Annotated in this window: 13 protein-coding genes; 9 read left to right on the forward strand and 4 right to left on the reverse strand. The window is 72.3% G+C overall.

Annotated elements, in window-relative coordinates; all coding sequences use genetic code 11:
* Positions 1-45 precede the first annotated feature (45 nt).
* Positions 46-1,536, reverse strand: coding sequence for a 30S ribosomal protein S1 (gene rpsA / locus OG871_RS10880; RefSeq protein ID WP_371496348.1), 1,491 nt, complete (start codon positions 1,534-1,536; stop codon positions 46-48).
* A 482-nt stretch (positions 1,537-2,018) separates the two neighbouring features.
* On the opposite strand from rpsA, the gene OG871_RS10885 reads away from it, so the two are divergent.
* Positions 2,019-2,858, forward strand: coding sequence for a class I SAM-dependent methyltransferase (locus tag OG871_RS10885; protein WP_371503272.1), 840 nt, complete (start codon positions 2,019-2,021; stop codon positions 2,856-2,858).
* A 3-nt stretch (positions 2,859-2,861) separates the two neighbouring features.
* Positions 2,862-5,375, forward strand: a complete 2,514-nt coding sequence (gene hrpB / locus OG871_RS10890; protein ID WP_371496350.1) for an ATP-dependent helicase HrpB — start codon at positions 2,862-2,864, stop codon at positions 5,373-5,375.
* Between the two features lie 103 nt (positions 5,376-5,478).
* On the opposite strand, the gene OG871_RS10895 is transcribed toward hrpB, so the two are convergent.
* The 3 genes from OG871_RS10895 to polA all read right to left on the reverse strand — a co-directional run bounded on the left by OG871_RS10895 (position 5,479) and on the right by polA (position 9,590).
* Positions 5,479-6,030 (reverse strand): hypothetical protein, encoded by a 552-nt coding sequence (locus OG871_RS10895; protein WP_371496352.1) that lies wholly within the window; start codon positions 6,028-6,030, stop codon positions 5,479-5,481.
* Positions 6,031-6,122: 92 nt separating this feature from the next.
* Positions 6,123-6,857, reverse strand: coding sequence for a hypothetical protein (locus OG871_RS10900; protein ID WP_371496354.1), 735 nt, complete (start codon positions 6,855-6,857; stop codon positions 6,123-6,125).
* A 54-nt stretch (positions 6,858-6,911) separates the two neighbouring features.
* Positions 6,912-9,590: a DNA polymerase I gene (polA, locus tag OG871_RS10905; protein WP_371503273.1), complete on the reverse strand. Its 2,679-nt coding sequence runs from the start codon at positions 9,588-9,590 to the stop codon at positions 6,912-6,914.
* A 226-nt stretch (positions 9,591-9,816) separates the two neighbouring features.
* Here polA and OG871_RS10910 point away from each other — a divergent pair, with 226 nt between their 5' ends.
* The 7 genes from OG871_RS10910 to OG871_RS10940 all read left to right on the forward strand — a co-directional run bounded on the left by OG871_RS10910 (position 9,817) and on the right by OG871_RS10940 (position 17,103).
* Positions 9,817-10,269 carry a PaaI family thioesterase gene (locus tag OG871_RS10910; RefSeq protein ID WP_371496356.1) on the forward strand — a complete coding sequence of 151 codons (453 nt, stop codon included), beginning with the start codon at positions 9,817-9,819 and terminating at the stop codon, positions 10,267-10,269.
* Positions 10,270-10,365: 96 nt separating this feature from the next.
* A complete protein-coding gene (locus OG871_RS10915) occupies positions 10,366-11,055 on the forward strand; it encodes a Tat pathway signal sequence domain protein (protein WP_371496358.1) in 690 nt (229 codons plus the stop codon).
* 290 nt (positions 11,056-11,345) lie between these two features.
* Positions 11,346-12,572, forward strand: a complete 1,227-nt coding sequence (locus tag OG871_RS10920) for a branched-chain amino acid ABC transporter substrate-binding protein (RefSeq protein ID WP_371496360.1) — start codon at positions 11,346-11,348, stop codon at positions 12,570-12,572.
* A gap of 196 nt (positions 12,573-12,768) precedes the next feature.
* Positions 12,769-13,698, forward strand: a complete 930-nt coding sequence (locus OG871_RS10925; protein ID WP_371496362.1) for a branched-chain amino acid ABC transporter permease — start codon at positions 12,769-12,771, stop codon at positions 13,696-13,698.
* A 20-nt stretch (positions 13,699-13,718) separates the two neighbouring features.
* Positions 13,719-15,515, forward strand: a complete 1,797-nt coding sequence (locus OG871_RS10930; protein WP_371496364.1) for a branched-chain amino acid ABC transporter permease — start codon at positions 13,719-13,721, stop codon at positions 15,513-15,515.
* Between the two features lie 8 nt (positions 15,516-15,523).
* Positions 15,524-16,390 carry an ABC transporter ATP-binding protein gene (locus OG871_RS10935; RefSeq protein ID WP_371503274.1) on the forward strand — a complete coding sequence of 289 codons (867 nt, stop codon included), beginning with the start codon at positions 15,524-15,526 and terminating at the stop codon, positions 16,388-16,390.
* Positions 16,387-17,103 (forward strand): ABC transporter ATP-binding protein, encoded by a 717-nt coding sequence (locus tag OG871_RS10940; protein ID WP_371496366.1) that lies wholly within the window; start codon positions 16,387-16,389, stop codon positions 17,101-17,103. The genes OG871_RS10935 and OG871_RS10940 overlap by 4 nt, the downstream gene beginning before the upstream one ends.
* Positions 17,104-17,173: the final 70 nt, after the last annotated feature.

Here is a 17,173-nt window from a genome sequence, read left to right on the forward strand (position 1 = left end):
GGGGGCTTCCTCAGCTACAGACCGTCAGGGACGGACCGTCAGCGATCAGCTCTGGCCGCCGGCCAGCTTCTCGCGGAGCGCGGCGAGCGCCTCGTCCGAAGCGAGAGCGCCGGAGCCCTCGTCGCTGCTGGAGGAGTACGAGCCACCACCGGAGACCGGGGCCTCCTCGCCGGCCTCGGCGGCAGCGGCGGCGTCGGCCTCGCGGCTCTTGATGACCTGGGCCTGGTGCTGCTCGAAGCGGGACTGCGCCTCGGCGTACTGGCGCTCCCACTCCTCACGCTGCTTCTCGAAGCCGGCCAGCCAGTCGTTCGCCTCGGGGTCGAAGCCCTCCGGGTAGATGTAGTTGCCGGCGTCGTCGTACGAGGCAGCCATGCCGTACAGGGTCGGGTCGAACTCGACCGACGCCGGGTCGGCACCGAGGGACTCGTTGGCCTGCTTCAGCGAGAGGCTGATGCGGCGGCGCTCGAGGTCGATGTCGATGACCTTGACGAAGATCTCGTCGCCGACCTGGACGACCTGCTCCGGGATCTCCACGTGGCGCTCGGCCAGCTCGGAGATGTGGACCAGGCCCTCGATGCCCTCGTCCACGCGGACGAACGCACCGAACGGAACCAGCTTGGTGACCTTACCCGGGACGACCTGGCCGATCTGGTGGGTCCGGGCGAACTGCTGCCACGGGTCCTCCTGGGTCGCCTTCAGCGACAGGGAGACGCGCTCGCGGTCCATGTCGACGTCGAGAACCTCGACGGTGACCTCCTGGCCGACCTCGACAACCTCGGACGGGTGGTCGATGTGCTTCCAGGACAGCTCGGAGACGTGGACGAGACCGTCGACGCCACCCAGGTCCACGAAGGCACCGAAGTTGACGATCGAGGAGACGACGCCGGAGCGCACCTGGCCCTTCTGCAGGGTGGTGAGGAAGGTCTGGCGGACCTCGCTCTGGGTCTGCTCCAGCCAGGCACGGCGGGACAGGACCACGTTGTTGCGGTTCTTGTCCAGCTCGATGATCTTGGCCTCGAGCTCCTTGCCGACGTACGGCTGGAGGTCGCGGACGCGGCGCATCTCGACCAGCGAGGCCGGGAGGAAGCCACGGAGGCCGATGTCGAGGATGAGACCACCCTTGACGACCTCGATGACGGTACCGGTGACGATGCCGTCCTCTTCCTTGATCTTCTCGATCGTGCCCCAGGCACGCTCGTACTGAGCGCGCTTCTTGGACAGGATCAGACGACCCTCCTTGTCCTCCTTCTGGAGAACCAGGGCCTCGATGTTGTCACCAACCTTGACAACCTCGTGGGGGTCGACGTCGTGCTTGATCGAGAGCTCGCGAGACGGGATGACACCCTCGGTCTTGTAACCGATGTCGAGGAGCACCTCGTCACGGTCGACCTTCACGATGACGCCCTCAACGATGTCGCCATCGTTGAAGTACTTGATGGTCTCGTCGATCGCCGCGAGGAAGGCTTCCGCGTCGCCGATGTCGTTGACCGCAACCTGCGGGGTGGTGCTGACAGAGGTGTCGGTGGGGCTCGTCATTAGGAAAAGGGCTCCGGTACGGACATGAAGTCGTAGGTAATGCCACGCGGAGGGCCCGTATCGCTCCCACCGAAAGCCGGACAGCCAAGAACACGGCACACCGCGGTCCCGTACAACGAGAAATGGTGTCCGTCTTGCGACCGTGGGGTCTTCGACAGATGCGAGCGCGACCTGCTCCGTCCGAGGCGCGCAGGCCCGCAGCGCAACTTGTAGCATACGGGGACAGCCGGGCACGGTCAACGCCGAAGGAGGCGGGACCGGTAGAGGCCGGGATCGATCAGGCCATATCCTCCGATTGCGCACCTCACACCTGGGTGTGAGACAGGCAGCCGCAGGGGCCCACCCCGGATGCCACTGTCCGATCCCGATCCCTTGCCAGGGGCCCGGTCGCGACAGCAGCGCTTCCGCAGTCCATACCCTACGCGACGGGCACTACCACCTTGGCCACCACCCCCGACTTCCAGCCCGACGATCTCGACGACCTGCCGCCCGAGCACCTCGCCGTCGGCGACGAGGACGACGGCGACGCCGTCCGCCGTACCGCGGGCGAGCACGAGAGCAGCCGCGCCAGCCGGCACTGGTGGGACCGCAACGCCGACGAGTACCAGGACGAGCACGGCGAGTTCCTCGGCGACGACCGCTTCGTGTGGTGCCCGGAGGGCCTGGACGAGGCCGAGGCCCGGCTGCTCGGCGACGCCGACTCGCTCAAGGGCCGGGACGTGCTGGAGATCGGCGCCGGCGCCGCGCAGTGCGCGCGCTGGCTCGCGGCGCAGGGTGCCCGGCCGGTCGCCCTGGACATCTCCTTCCGCCAGCTCCAGCACGCCCGCCGGATCGACCTCGGCCGGGGCGGCGCGCCGGTGGCCGTGGTGCAGGCCGACGCGGCCGTGCTGCCGTTCGCGGACGGCGCGTTCGACCTGGCCTGCTCGGCGTACGGGGCGGTGCCGTTCAGCGCCGACACCGCCGCCCTGATGCGCGAGGTGCACCGGGTGCTGCGGCCCGGCGGACGCTGGGTCTTCTCGGTGACCCACCCGATCCGCTGGGCCTTCCCCGACGAGCCCGGCCCCGAGGGGCTCACGGCCGCCGCCTCCTACTTCGACCGCACCCCCTACGTGGAGCAGGACGAGCAGGGCCGGGCCACCTACGTGGAGCACCACCGCACGCTCGGCGACCGGGTGCGGGAGCTCACCGGCGCCGGCTTCCGGCTGCTGGACCTGGTCGAACCGGAGTGGCCGGACGGCCACCAGCAGGAGTGGGGCGGCTGGAGCCCGCTGCGCGGCCGGCTGATCCCCGGCACCGCGATCTTCGTGGCGGAGCGGGGCTGAGCGGTGCGTCCCGTGGGGGTGGAACTGCCCGTCCGCACCGCCGTACCGGCGCTGCACCGGGCCCTGGCCGAGCGCGGGGTCGCGGTGCTGGCCGCGCCGCCCGGCACCGGCAAGACCACGCTGGTGCCGCTGGCGCTGGCCGGGCTGGTACCCGGCCTGGACGGACCGGCCCGGCGGGTGCTGGTCGCCGAGCCGCGCCGGCTCGCGGTCCGGGCGGCCGCGCGGCGGATGGCCTGGCTGCTGGGCTCGGCGGTGGGCGGGACCGTCGGGCACACCGTGCGCGGCGAACGGCGGGTCGGCCCGGCGACGGTCGTCGAGGTGGTCACCACCGGGGTCCTGCTGCAGCGGCTGCAGCGCGACCCGGAGCTGGCCGGGGTGGACGTCGTGGTGCTGGACGAGTGCCACGAACGGCACCTGGACGCCGACACCGCGCTCGCCTTCCTGCTCGACGTCCGGGCCGCGCTCCGTCCGGAACTGCAGCTGGTCTGCGCCTCCGCGACCTCCGACACCGGCGCCTGGGCCGAACTGCTGGGCGGCGAGGACGGACCGGCGCCGGTGGTCGAGGCACACGGCGTCTCCCACCCCGTCGACGTGGTCTGGGCTCCCCCGCCGCGCGCCGTGAAGCCCCCGCAGGGCACCCGGGTCGACTTCGCGCTGCTGGAGCACGTCGCGGCCACCGTCCGGCGGGCGATGGCCGAGCGGGACGGCGACGTGCTCTGCTTCCTGCCCGGGGTCGGCGAGATCGCCCGGGTCGCCGGACAACTGGCCGACCTGCCGGCCGAGGTGCTGCAACTGCACGGCCAGGCCCCGCAGACCGTCCAGGACGCGGCGCTGACCGCCGGCGAACGGCGCCGGGTGGTGCTGTCCACCTCCGTCGCCGAATCCTCGCTGACGGTGCCCGGCGTCCGGGTCGTGGTCGACTCCGGGCTGGCCCGCGAACCGCGCACCGACCACGCCCGCGGCCTCGCCGGCCTGGTGACCGTCCGGGCCTCGCTGGCCGCCGGGCGGCAGCGGGCCGGCCGGGCCGGACGCGAGGCCCCGGGGACGGTCTACCGCTGCTGGGCGGAGGCCTCCGACGCGCTGGCCCCGCGCTTCCCCACCCCCGAGATCGCCCTGGCGGACCTCACCTCCTTCGCCCTGCAGGCCGCCTGCTGGGGCGATCCCGACGCCGCCGCACTGGCCCTCCCGGACCGGCCGCCGACCGGGGCGATGGCCGCCGCCCGGCAGACCCTGACCGCGCTCGGCGCGGTGGACCCCGACGGCCGGGCCACCGAGCGCGGCCACCGGATCGCCCGCACCGGGCTGCACCCGCGCCTGGCCCGCGCCCTGCTCGACGGCGCGGAGCGGGTCGGCGCCCACCGGGCGGCCGAACTGGTCGCCCTGCTGTCGGAGGAACCACCCCGGGCGCTCGGCGACGACCTCGCCCGGGTCTGGCGCGCGGTGCGCGACGGCGGCGACCCCTATACCCGCCGCTGGCGCGAGGAGGTCCGGCGGCTGCAGCGCTCGGTGGACGCCCCGCGGACCGGGCTGTCCGACGCGGCCGCGGCCGGGCTGGTGGTCGCCCTGGCGTACCCCGAGCGGATCGCCCGCGCCCGCAGCACCGAAGGGCCGTACCTGATGGCCTCCGGCACGGCCGGCACCCTCGCCGCCGGGTCTCGGCTGTCGGGTGCGCCCTGGCTGGTGGTCGCCGTCGCCGACCGGCCGGCGGGATCGCCGTCGGCGCGGATCCAGCGTGCCGTGGCGCTGGACGAGGAGACCGCCCGGCAGGCCGGGGCGGCCCTGCTGACCGACCGGCAGGAGGTCGAATGGTCGGCCCGGGAATCCGAGTTGACGGCCCGTCGGGTCGAGGCGCTGGGCGCGATCGAACTGGCCGCCGAACCGCTGAGGACCCCCGACCGGGCACTGGTCCGGGCCGCACTGCTGGAAGGACTGGCCCGGGAGGGTGTCGGCTCACTGCTCCCCTGGCCGCCGGGCGCGGCCGGACTGCGCGAGCGGCTGGCCTTCCTGCACCGCACGCTCGGCGACCCGTGGCCCGACGTGAGCGACCGGGCCCTGCTCGCCGCCGCCGACCGGTGGCTGGAACCCGAACTCGGCCGGGCCCGGCGGCGCTCCGACCTCGCCCGGATCGACACCACCGCCGCGCTGCAGCGCCTGCTGCCCTGGGCGAGCGGGCAGGCCGGACGGCTGGACGAGCTGGCGCCGGAGCGGATCGCCGTACCGACCGGCTCACGGATCCGGGTGGACTACAGCGGCGACCGGCCGGTGCTGGCGGTCAAGCTGCAGGAGCTGTTCGGCTGGCAGGCCGCGCCGAAGCTGGCCGGCGGGCGCGTCCCGCTGACCATCCACCTGCTCTCCCCGGCCGGGCGTCCCGCCGCCGTCACCGGCGACCTGGCCGGTTTCTGGCGCGAGGGCTACAAGGCCGTCCGTGCGGAGCTGCGCGGGCGCTACCCCCGCCACCCGTGGCCGGAGGACCCGGCGACGGCGCAGCCGACCCGACGGGCCAACCCGCGCAAGTGACGCCCGCCCGAGGGCCCAGGCCCCGGACAGGCCGAGGCGAACCGCCGACTCCGCCCCGCCGTTGGTCGATCCCAGGAGGGACGACTGCCCGTGCGACGGGCCGTCAGTTCGGGGGTGCGGGCGGGCCGGTGTACTGCTTGGGCGAGGCCGCCGGGTTGGGCGGCGGGGTGGGCGTCAGCACCGGGCCGCAGGTCATCACGTTGCCGGCCGGGTCCCGTTGGCAGTCGGGGTTGACCGGGGCGGGGCGGTGGTCGCAGCCGCAGTCGTCGGTGCGGGGGCTGATCTCGCTGCGCGGCGTCGCGGTGGCCCGCCGGGTGGGCGCGGCGGCCTTGGTGGCCGGCCTGGCACTCGGCACGGCGGTCGGCCCGGAGTTCGCCGGGGTGCTCGGTTCGGCGCTCGGCCCGGTGCTCGGCTGGTCGCTCGGCCCGGTGGCGGCCGCGGCCGACGGGGAGGGCGACGGGGAGGCCGACGGTCCGGCGGACAGGCCCGGGGTCGCCGGAGCGACGGCCGGGGTCCGGGCGGGCGCCGGGTCGGACCCGGTGAGCGCCCAGCCGGCCAGGCCCGCCGCCCCCAGCACCCCGACCGCGACCAGCGCGGCGGGCCGCAGCCACCCGCGCCGGGCCGGTGCCGGCTGCTCGACGTCGCCCTCGATCATGGTTTCCCTCCCCGGCCGGACTGATCATCAGTCCGGGCTCCGCGGGATCCTAGCCCACCCACCGGAACGGCCGACGCGCGGGCGGCGGGCGGTCAGCGGGCGGCGAATCCGAGCGGGTGCCGCCGCAGGAATCGCAGGCCCTGCCGGAGGTAGCCCCGCGGGTTGGCGTCCAGGTGGACGGCCCATCCCGGGCGGTCCTCACCGCGCAGGTGTGCGTAGCAGGCCAGCGCGTACCCGTACGCCTCCTGGGTCAGGTAGCCGAGTCGGTGGCGGCTGACCCGGCCGCCCCGGTCGACCCGGGTGAAGGCCGCGTTGGCGTTGAAGACGCCGAAGCCGAAGAAGACGGTGAGCAGATCGGTCAGCGGCTCGCCGTCGGTGCGGTCGGGGTCGATCCGGTTCCCGGCGAGCAGCCGGACGTGCCCGAGCTCGTGGGCGACGGTGGCGACCAGGGCGACCGGGCGGGCGGCCAGCTCCTGCTCCACGGCGACCACCGGACGCCCCCGCTCGATCCGGAAGTGGCCCGCCGCCCCGCTGGAGCTCACGGTCAGCCCCAGCTCGGCCGCCATCAGATCGGCCTGCGGATCGTAGGGCCCGACCTCGACCAGCAGCCCGCCCGGGTCCACCCCGAAGTGACCGCAGAGCCGGACCACCAGCTCACCGATCTGCTCCGCGGAACCGTCGAACGGCCCCGGGAAGTGGTCGGCGGTCGGCAGCACCGGCGGCCGCCGCAGCACCTCGGGCCCGAACTCCGCCAGCAGCCAGGCCGTCGACTCCTCGACCCAGGCCTGCTCCCGTGGCCCGACCGGACATCTCGCTCCACCGAACATCCGCTGCTCCCCCCGTCGGCAGGGGCGGCCCGCCCCTGTCGACGGTAGCCCGGGTCAGTGCGCCGCCGCCTCCCAGTTCGCGCCGACACCCACCGAGACGTCCAGCGGGGCCCGCAGCGGGTACGCCCCGGCCATCTGCGCGCGCACCAGGGCCTCGACCTGCTCACGCTCGCCGGGCGCCAGCTCCAGCACGATTTCGTCGTGCACCTGGAGCAGCATCCGGGAGGCCAGCGAGGCCTTGGTGAGCTCCTCGTCGACCCGCAGCATGGCGATCTTGACGATGTCGGCCGCCGACCCCTGGATCGGGGCGTTCAGCGCCATCCGCTCGGCCATCTCGCGGCGCTGGCGGTTGTCGCTGGTGAGGTCGGGCAGGTAGCGGCGGCGGCCCAGCAGGGTCTCGGTGTAGCCCACCGCGCGGGCCTCCTCGACCACCCGCTGCAGGTACTCGCGCACCCCGCCGAAGCGCAGGAAGTAGGTGTCCATCAGGCCCTGCGCCTCGGCCGGCTTGATGCCGAGCTGCTGCGAGAGCCCGTACGCGGACAGGCCGTAGGCCAGGCCGTAGGACATCGCCTTGATCTTGCGGCGCATCTCGGCGTCGACCGCTTCCGGTGCGACCTCGAAGACCTGCGAGGCGACCGTGGTGTGCAGGTCCTCACCGCTCTCGAAGGCCTCGATCAGCGCCGCGTCCTCGGACAGGTGCGCCATGATCCGCAGCTCGATCTGGGAGTAGTCGGCGGTCAGCAGCGCCTCGTACCCCTCGCCGACCACGAAGGCGCGGCGGATCGCCCGGCCCTCCTCGGTGCGGACCGGGATGTTCTGCAGGTTCGGGTCCTGGGAGGACAGCCGGCCGGTGGCGGCGACCATCTGGTTGAAGGTGGTGTGGATCCGGCCCTGCGGCGAGACCGTCTTGAGCAGGCCCTCGACGGTGGTGCGCAGCTTGGCCTGGTCCCGGTGGCGCAGCAGGATGACCGGCAGCTCGTTGGTGGTCTGGCCGGCCAGCCAGGTCAGCGCGTCGGCGTCGGTGGTGTAGCCGGTCTTGATCTTCTTGGTCTTGGGCAGCGCCAGCTCGCCGAACAGGATCTCCTGGAGCTGCTTGGGCGAGCCGAGGTTGAAGGGGTGACCGGCGGCGGCGTGCGCCTCCTCGACGCAGCGCTGGATCTCGGCGGAGAACTGCGTCTCCAGGCCGGTCAGCCACTCCCGGTCGGCGGCGATGCCGTAGCGCTCCATCCGGGCCAGCAGGGCCGCGATCGGCAGCTCCATGTCGTGGAACAGCTCGACCGCGCCGACCTCGGCCAGCCGGGTCTCGAACAGGGCGGCCAGGTCGAGGATCGCCCGGGCCTGCACCATCAGGGCCTGGGCGGCGGCGGTGCCGTCCTCCTCCTCCGCGTCGAAGGAGAGCTGCCCGGTCTCGGCGGCGGCCGCGGGGGCCAGCGACCGGGCCAGGTACTCCTCGGCCAGCACGTCCAGGGTGAAGGTGCGCCGGCCGGGCTTCTCCAGGTACGCGGCGAGCGCGGTGTCGGCGGCGACGCCGGCGATCTGCCAGCCCTGCTCGGCGAAGGCGCGCATCACGTGCTTGGCGATGTGCAGGGCCTTCGGGCGGGAGGCGTCGGCCAGCCAGTCGGTGAACGCCCGGTCGTCGGCCTCGGCGAGCTGCGCCGGGTCGAACCAGGCCGCGGTGTCGCCGGCGGCGAGCGCGATCTCCTGGACCTCGCCGGAGCCGAGCGCCCACCGGTAGACGGAGGCGAGCGCGACCAGGCCCTTGCCGTGCTGGTCGAGCCAGCCGGCCAGGGCGCCGGGCTCGGTGAGCAGCTCGCCGTCGACGGCGAGGCCCGGGGAGGCCTCGGCGGCGGTCTCGGGTTCGGCGCCGGCCGGGTCGATGCCCTGGACGCGGTCGCGGAAGTTGGGGTTGCGGAACTCCAGGCTCTCCATGAGCCGGCCGACGGCCTCCTTGTCGAAGGGCTCGCGGCCGAGGTCGGCGACGCCGAGCGGCAGCTCGACGTCCCGGACCAGCTCGGTGAGGAGGCGGTTGCGCCTGACGGAGTCGAGGTGCTCGCGGAGCTTCTCGCCGACCTTGCCCTTGACCTCGTCGGCCCGCTCGACCAGCTGCTCGAAGGAGCCGAACTGGTTGACCCACTTCGCGGCGGTCTTCTCGCCGACGCCGGGGATGCCGGGCAGGTTGTCCGACGGGTCGCCGCGAAGGGCGGCGAGGCCGGGGTACTGGGCGGGGGTCACGCCGTACTTCTCGGCGACCTTGTCCGGGGTGTAGCGGGTGAGCTCGGAGACGCCCTTGGTCGGGTAGAGCACGGTGGTGTGCTCGGTGACCAGCTGCAGCGAGTCGCGGTCGCCGGTGACGATCAGGACCTCGAAGCCCTCGGCCTCGGCGGCGGTGACCAGGGTGGCGATCACGTCGTCGGCCTCGAAGCCGTCGACGGACAGCCGCCGGATGCTCATCGCGTCGAGCAGCTCGTGGATCAGGCCGATCTGGCTGCGGAACTCGTCCGGCGTCTTGGCGCGGTTGGCCTTGTAGTCGGGGAACTCGGCCGAGCGGAACGTCTGCCGCGAGACGTCGAAGGCCACCGCGAGGTGGGTGGGCCGCTCGTCCCGCACGGTGTTGGCCAGCATCGAGGCGAAGCCGTACACGGCGTTGGTCGGCTGGCCGGTGGTGGTGTTGAAGTTCTCCACGGGCAGGGCGTAGAACGCCCGGTAGGCCATCGAATGCCCGTCGAGCAGCATCAGCCGGGGCCGGCCACCCGCACCCTCGCCCGCGCCCTTGCCTGCACTCTGCGTAGCCACGTCCACGTCCGTCCTGCCGGTTCCACTGCCAGCAACAGATCCTATGGCCCGCCGCCGACAACGGACGTAAGGACGCAGACCACCGCGCCCCGGGGGCCCGGTCGCGCCGGTCGTACGATCGCAGGCAGCACCACCATGCGATCCCTCACACAGCGGCAGGAGCGCCATGACCGACGAGGCCCCCGTACTCAACGTGCCCCAGGACGTGCTCGACCACTTCGCCAAGCTCGGCGTCAGCCCCGAGACCTTCTCCGGCGGCCACCTCGGCGACAAGCTCGGCCTCAAGGTCGTGGAGGCCTCGCCGGACCGGGTGGTGGGCACCATGCCGGTGGACGGCAACCAGCAGCCGTACGGACTGCTGCACGGCGGCGCCTCGGCGGCGCTGGCCGAGACGCTCGGCTCGATCGGGGCGATGCTGCACGCCGGGCCGGGCCGGTACGCGGTCGGGGTGGACCTGAACGCCACCCACCACCGGTCGGCCACCTCCGGGCTGGTGACCGGGGTGGCGAGCGCGGTCTTCAAGGGGCGCACGGCCGCCACCTACGAGATCGCGATCACCGACGACACCGGCCGCCGGATCACCAGCTGCCGGCTGACCTGCATGCTGCGGGATCTGTAGCCGCAGGCCAACACCCCTGCCCCACCCCCTCGTTCGAACGCCGGTTTGATCCCCGCCCTGCCGGGGCAGGCCATGGCCAGACGAGGGGGCGGTGGCATGTCCGGCACAGGGCACGAGCGCGGCGGGGGGCCGCCCGCCGGCCACGGCTTCCTCGGTCCGGTGGAGGCCGCCGAGGGCACCACCGCGACCCGGCCGGCCGGGCCCCGCCCGCCCGGCCGCCGTCTGCGCCCCGCCGGCCTGACCCGGCGTCAGAAGTACGCCGCGGCAGTACTGCTGCTGGCCGCGGCCACCCTGCCGGCCACCCGGCACGCCGGCAGCCGCCCCGAGCAGGCGGCCAACTCCCCGCCCCCGTACCCGGCCCAGATCACCCACTTCCGCTACGCCGGGACCGGCTCGGCCGCGGTCGCCGGCGGCGACGGCTTCGTGCTGCGGATGGCCGTCCGCAGCGACGGGCCCGGGCCGGTCGAGCTGGTCGGCCTCCGGCAGAGCTACCGGGGCCTTCAGGCGGCGCCCGTGGGCGCCCTGCCGCGCCGGCTGGATCCGGGGGTCCCCGTCGTGGTGGAGGTGGCCTACCGGGTGACCGACTGCGCCCAGGCGCCACCGGATGCGGGGATGCCCTTCCTGGATGTAACGCTGCGTAACACGCGTGCAATCCAGACCCTGAGCCAGATCCTCGGCGACGCCTACGCGGGAGATCTCTCGCGAAACCTCCATATCGCCTGCCCGGATTCCGATATCCGAACACGGGTGCCCGTTCCACCCTCCCCGGACACCGGCGTCCGATAACCGGACATTCCTTGGATGAGCAGGGAATCCAGCCCGACAGCCTTCCACAGGACGAGACGAGGAGCGCTATTCGGAGGCTCTAAACGGCGAACGGCTCAGCATGTGAGATTTTTGCCGGGGGTACTCATAACAAGAGAATCACAGCATGTCCGGACCTCTGCCGGAGGCGCCAAACCCGTTCTAGAGTCACGGCCAGTCACCGCGCCAACCGATTGGGCCCCAGGCCCAGCGCGCGACCCGGCCGCCGCCATCTCTGGCGCCGCGCCTTCCTGATCCAGAAGGGGACCCTCGTGCGTAAGAGTTCACTGCTTGTCGTGAGCATTGCCGTCACCGGAGCTCTCACCCTCTCCGCGTGCGGCTCGCGTGGTGAGAAGAAGGCCGGCGACGACGCCAGCGGCAGCACCGTCGTGACCATCGGTGTCGACGCGCCGCTCACCGGCCCGCTCGCGCCCCTCGGCCTCGGCATCCAGCACTCCGCGGAGCTCGCCGCGAAGATCGCGAACGACACCAAGGAAGTTCCCGGCGTCACGTTCAAGGTCAAGGCCCTCGACGACAAGAAGTCGCCGCAGGAAGGCCAGTCCAACGCCACCGCCCTGGTCGCCGACAAGACCGTGCTCGGCGTCGTCGGCCCGCTCAACTCCGGTGTCGCCCAGTCGATGCAGCAGATCTTCGAGACCGCCAACCTGGCCGAGGTCTCCCCGGCGAACACCAACCCCGCGCTCACCCAGGGCGAGAAGTTCGAGACCGAGAAGAAGCGTCAGTTCAAGAGCTACTTCCGGACCGCCACCACCGACGCCATCCAGGGCCCCTTCGCCGCTCAGTACGCCTACAACGACCTGAGCAAGAAGAAGGCGTACCTGATCGACGACAAGAAGACCTACGGCGTCGGCCTGGTCGCCGCCTTCCAGAAGGAGTTCACCAAGCTCGGCGGTGCCGTCGCGGGCAGCGACCACATCGACGAGAACAACCTGGACTTCTCCGCCGTCGTCACCAAGGCCAAGGCCGCCGGCGCCGACATCATCTACTACGGCGGCGAGTACCCGCAGTCCGGCCCGCTCAGCGACCAGCTGAAGAAGGCCGGCGTCACCGTCCCGGTCATGGGCGGCGACGGCATGTACGACCCCGAGTACATCAACAAGGCCAACAAGAACGCCGAGGGTGACCTCGCCACCTCGGTCGGCGCCCCGGTCGAGACCCTCGACTCGGCCAAGAAGTTCGTCGCCGACTACGCGGCCGCGAAGTACGCCGACCCGTACGCCGCCTACGGCGGCTACTCCTACGACGCCGCCTGGTCCATCGTCCAGGGCGTCAAGGCCGTCGCCGCCGCCAACGGCGGCAAGCTGCCCGACGGTGCCCGCGGCAAGGTCGTCGAGGCCCTCAGCAAGGTCAGCTTCGACGGCGTGACCGGCAAGGTCGCCTTCGACGAGTACGGCGACGCCGTCAACAAGCAGCTCACCGTCTACGTCGTCAAGGGCGGCACCTGGACGGTCGCCAAGTCCGGCACCTACTCCGGCTGACCCGGACCCGGACCCCCCCCCGCGGTAACAGCACGGCACCGCAGAACCGCACCACCAAGTACCGGCACCACACAACGAACCACCAGGCGGGGGGCGCTGCGAACCAGCGCCCCCCGCTGTACATCCTCTGTACGCCACGGTTCGAGCCGACCCCCACAGCGAACCCCACCCACCGAACCCCCTCGGAGGCCCAGCGGTGCACGAACTGCCGCAGCAGCTGGCCAACGGCCTGATTCTCGGCGCCCTTTACGGGCTGATCGCGATCGGCTACACAATGGTCTACGGCATTGTCCAGCTCATCAACTTCGCCCACGGCGAGATCTTCATGACAGGTGGGTTCGGCGCCCTCACCACCTACCTCATCCTCCCGTCCGGCACCAGTCTGTGGCTGGCCCTGCCCCTGATGCTGGTCGGCGGCGTCATCGTCGCCGTCCTGATCGCCGTCGCCGCCGAGCGCTTCGCCTACCGGCCGCTGCGCGGGGCTCCCAAGCTCGCACCGCTGATCACCGCGATCGGTCTGTCGATCGCCCTCCAGCAGGTCGTCGAGCAGTTCTACCCCGGCGCCAAGTCCGGCCGCAGCTTCCCGCAGCTCCCGGGCGGCCCCTACGTCTTCGGGCCGATCACGCTGCAGCCCGCCGACTTCTACCTCTTCATCGCCGCCCCGCTCTGCATGGGCGCGCTCGCCGCCTTCGTCGGCAAGACCCGCACCGGCCGCGGCATGCAGGCCACCGCGCAGGACCCCGACACCGCCAAGCTCATGGGCATCAACACCGACCGCATCATCGTGATCGCGTTCGCCCTCGGTGCCGCCTTCGCCGCCGTCGCCTCCATCGGCTGGGGCCTGCGCTACGGCCAGGTCTCCCCCGCGATGGGCTTCCTCGCCGGCCTCAAGGCCTTCACCGCGGCCGTCCTCGGCGGCATCGGCAACATCTACGGCGCCATGCTCGGCGGCCTCGTGCTCGGCGTCGCGGAGGCCATGGCCACCGCGTACATCCAGGAAGTCCCCGGCATGCAGCAGCTCGGCGGCGGCTCCTGGGCCAACGTCTGGGCCTTCGTCCTGCTCATCGTCGTCCTCCTCGTCAGACCACAGGGTCTGCTCGGGGAACGCGTCGCGGACCGAGCCTGAGGAAGCGGGAGACCCACACCATGAGCACCATCACGCGCCGTGCCATCCCGATGCCCCCGGTCGCAGCCAAGGCCCTGATCGCCGCCGGCGGTCTGGCCACCGCGGCCAGCACCCTGATCCACTGGACCTACACCACCGAGTTCCCCGGTGACCTCACCGTCGACGGCTACCCCGGCGGCCTGCAGATCCTCACCCTGGTCGCGGGCCTGCTCACCGCCGCGTTCGCCCTCCCGCTGTACGGGGTCAAGGGCACCCGCTGGCTCAGCCCCGCCGGCCCCGAGGCCGCCGCGCTGATCCTCGCCGTCGCCGGCTTCGCCACCACCTGGTTCACCGTGCTCGCCATCAGCGTCGAGCTCGGCGGCATCGCCAACCTCGAACCCGGCGGCGCCATCGCCGCGCTGGCCTCGCTGATCCCGCTGATCGGCGCCCTCGGCCTGCCGCAGCAGAGCAGCGACACCCCGGCGCCGGAGACCAGGAACCCCCTGGTCACCGCCCGCCACCTGCTCGGCTCCCTCGGCCGCCTGATCGGCCCCCGCCCGGACCTGCGGCCCGCACCGCCGCAGAACCGCTGGGTCGAGGTACTGATCATCATCGGCGCGGCCGCCGTCGGCCTCACCGTGTTCACCTACGGCATCACCACCGAGTACGGCGAGCTGTTCATCGGCTTCCTGATCCTCACCGCCCTCGGCACCTGGGCCCTGATGCGCGGCGGCCTGCTCGGTCAGCTCACCGCGATCACCGCCCGGCACCGCGGCACCACCACCGCCGCCGCGTTCGCCGCGGCCGCCGCGTTCCCGTTCACCCAGACCGACGACCACTTCGCCACCGTCGGCGTGAACATCCTGATCTTCGCCACCGTCGCCCTCGGCCTCAACGTCGTCGTCGGCCTCGCCGGTCTGCTCGACCTCGGCTACGTCGCCTTCCTCGGTGTCGGCGCCTACGCCGCCGCCCTGGTCTCCGGCTCCAGCTCCTCCCCGGTCGGCCTGCACTTCCCGTTCTGGGCCGCCGCCCTCACCGGCATGGGCGCCGCCCTGGTGTTCGGCGTCGTCATCGGCGCACCGACCCTGCGGCTGCGCGGCGACTACCTCGCCATCGTCACCCTCGGCTTCGGTGAGATCTTCCGCATCGCCGTCAACAGCCTCGACGGCATCTCCGGCCCCAAGGTCACCAACGGCCCCAACGGCATCCGCAACATCCCCGACCTCGACATCCTCGGATTCGACTTCGGCGCGGAGCACACCTTCGGGTCCTTCACCCTCGGCCGGTTCGCCAACTACTTCCTGCTGATGCTCCTGGTCACCGCATTCGTCGTGATCATCTTCAGCCGGGCCAACGACTCCCGGATCGGCCGCGCCTGGGTCGCCATCCGCGAGGACGAGACCGCCGCCCAGGCCATGGGCATCAACGGCTTCAAGCTCAAGCTGCTCGCCTTCGCCCTCGGCGCCGCCCTCGCCGGCCTCGCCGGCACCGTCATGGCCCACGTCAGCTACAGCGTGGTCCCCGACCCCTACCAGTTCGCCGGACCGGTACCGCCCAACAGCGCCTTCCTGGTCGCGGCCGTCGTCCTCGGCGGCATGGGCACCATCAGCGGACCCCTGGTCGGCGCCACCCTGCTCTACCTGATCCCGGAGAAGCTGGTCTTCCTCAAGAACTACCAGCTGCTCGTCTTCGGCATCGCCCTCGTCCTGCTCATGCGCGTCCGCCCGGAAGGCCTCATCGCCAACCGCCGCGCCCAGCTCGAGTTCCACGAGGACGCCGCCGACTCGCCGCCCCCCGCAACGGCCGGCGAGCCCGCACTCACCAAGGCAGGGGCGTGACCCGCACCATGACCACCAGCACCGTCCCCGCCCCGCGCCCCGCCGACAACGCGGACCCCACCCCGATCCTCGAAGCCACCGGCGTCATCATGCGCTTCGGCGGCCTCACCGCCGTCAACGACGTCAGCCTCACCGTCAACAGCGGCGAGATCGTCGGCCTGATCGGCCCCAACGGCGCCGGCAAGACCACCTTCTTCAACTGCCTCACCGGCCTGTACGTCCCCACCGAGGGCACCGTCCGGTACAAGGGCACCGTCCTGCCGCCCAAGCCCCACCTCGTCACCCAGGCCGGCATCGCCCGCACCTTCCAGAACATCCGGCTGTTCGCCAACATGACCGTCCTGGAGAACGTCCTCGTCGGCCGGCACACCCGGACCAAGGAAGGCCTCTTCTCCGCCATCCTGCGCGGCCCCGGCTACCGCCGCGCCGAGGCCGAGAGCCGCGAGAAGGCCATGGAACTCCTGGAGTTCTGCGGCCTCGCCCACAAGGCCGAGCACCTGGCCCGCAACCTCCCCTACGGCGAGCAGCGCAAGCTGGAGATCGCCCGGGCCCTGGCCAGCGACCCCGGCCTGCTGCTCCTCGACGAGCCCACCGCCGGCATGAACCCGCAGGAGACCCGCGCCGCCGAGGAGCTGGTCTTCGCGATCCGCGACAAGGGCATCGCGATCCTGGTCATCGAGCACGACATGCGGTTCATCTTCAACCTGTGCGACCGCACCGCCGTCCTCGTCCAGGGCCAGAAGATCGTCGAGGGTGACCGCGAGACCGTCCAGGGCGACGAGCGCGTCATCACCGCCTACCTCGGTGCGCCGCTCGAAGGGGCCACCGAGACCTCGGCCGCAAGCACGGACACCAGCACGGAGGCAGACCAGTGACCGCGCTCCTTGAGGTCGAGGACCTCCGCGTCTCGTACGGCAAGATCGAAGCCGTCAAGGGCATCAGCTTCACCGTCAACCAGGGCGAGGTCACCACCCTGATCGGCACCAACGGCGCCGGCAAGACCACCACCTTGCGCACCCTCTCCGGGCTGCTCCGCCCCACCTCCGGCAAGATCACCTTCGAGGGCAAGCCGCTCACCGCGGTCCCCGCCCACAAGATCGTCTCGCTCGGGCTGGCCCACTCCCCCGAGGGGCGGCACATCTTCCCCCGGATGAGCATCGAGGAGAACCTCCTCCTCGGCGCCTTCCTCCGCAAGGACGCCGCCGGCATCACCGAGGACGTCGAGCGCGCCTACACGCTCTTCCCGATCCTCGGCGAGCGCCGCAAGCAGGCCGCCGGCACCCTGTCCGGCGGCGAGCAGCAGATGCTCGCCATGGGACGCGCCCTGATGTCCCGTCCGAAGCTCCTCATGCTGGACGAGCCCTCCATGGGCCTGTCCCCGCTGATGATGCAGAAGATCATGGCGACCATCGTCGAGCTCAAGGCCGCCGGCACCACCATCCTGCTCGTCGAGCAGAACGCCCAGGCTGCCCTGTCCCTCTCCGACCAGGGCTACGTCATGGAGACCGGCCGCGTCGTGCTCACCGGCACCGGCGCCGACCTGCTCCACGACGAGTCGGTGCGCAAGGCGTACCTCGGCGAGGACTGAGCAGCACCCGCACGCGCGAAGGGCCCCCGCCGGACAACCGTCCGGCGGGGGCCCTTCGCCGTCCCCGGAC

The sequence above is a fragment of the Kitasatospora sp. NBC_00374 genome, from assembly GCF_041434935.1.
In the GTDB taxonomy this organism is placed as follows: domain Bacteria; phylum Actinomycetota; class Actinomycetes; order Streptomycetales; family Streptomycetaceae; genus Kitasatospora.

Excerpts from the sequence above, each read along its gene's own strand:
- OG871_RS10895 (WP_371496352.1), bottom strand. The coding sequence starts at position 6,030 with ATGATCGAGGGCGACGTCGAGCAGCCGGCACCGGCCCGGCGCGGGTGG.
- OG871_RS10915 (WP_371496358.1), top strand. The coding sequence starts at position 10,366 with ATGTCCGGCACAGGGCACGAGCGCGGCGGGGGGCCGCCCGCCGGCCAC.
- OG871_RS10935 (WP_371503274.1), top strand. The coding sequence starts at position 15,524 with ATGACCACCAGCACCGTCCCCGCCCCGCGCCCCGCCGACAACGCGGAC.
- OG871_RS10910 (WP_371496356.1), top strand. The coding sequence starts at position 9,817 with ATGACCGACGAGGCCCCCGTACTCAACGTGCCCCAGGACGTGCTCGAC.
- polA (WP_371503273.1), bottom strand. The coding sequence starts at position 9,590 with ATGCTGCTCGACGGGCATTCGATGGCCTACCGGGCGTTCTACGCCCTG.
- OG871_RS10900 (WP_371496354.1), bottom strand. The coding sequence starts at position 6,857 with ATGTTCGGTGGAGCGAGATGTCCGGTCGGGCCACGGGAGCAGGCCTGG.
- rpsA (WP_371496348.1), bottom strand. The coding sequence starts at position 1,536 with ATGACGAGCCCCACCGACACCTCTGTCAGCACCACCCCGCAGGTTGCG.
- OG871_RS10930 (WP_371496364.1), top strand. The coding sequence starts at position 13,719 with ATGAGCACCATCACGCGCCGTGCCATCCCGATGCCCCCGGTCGCAGCC.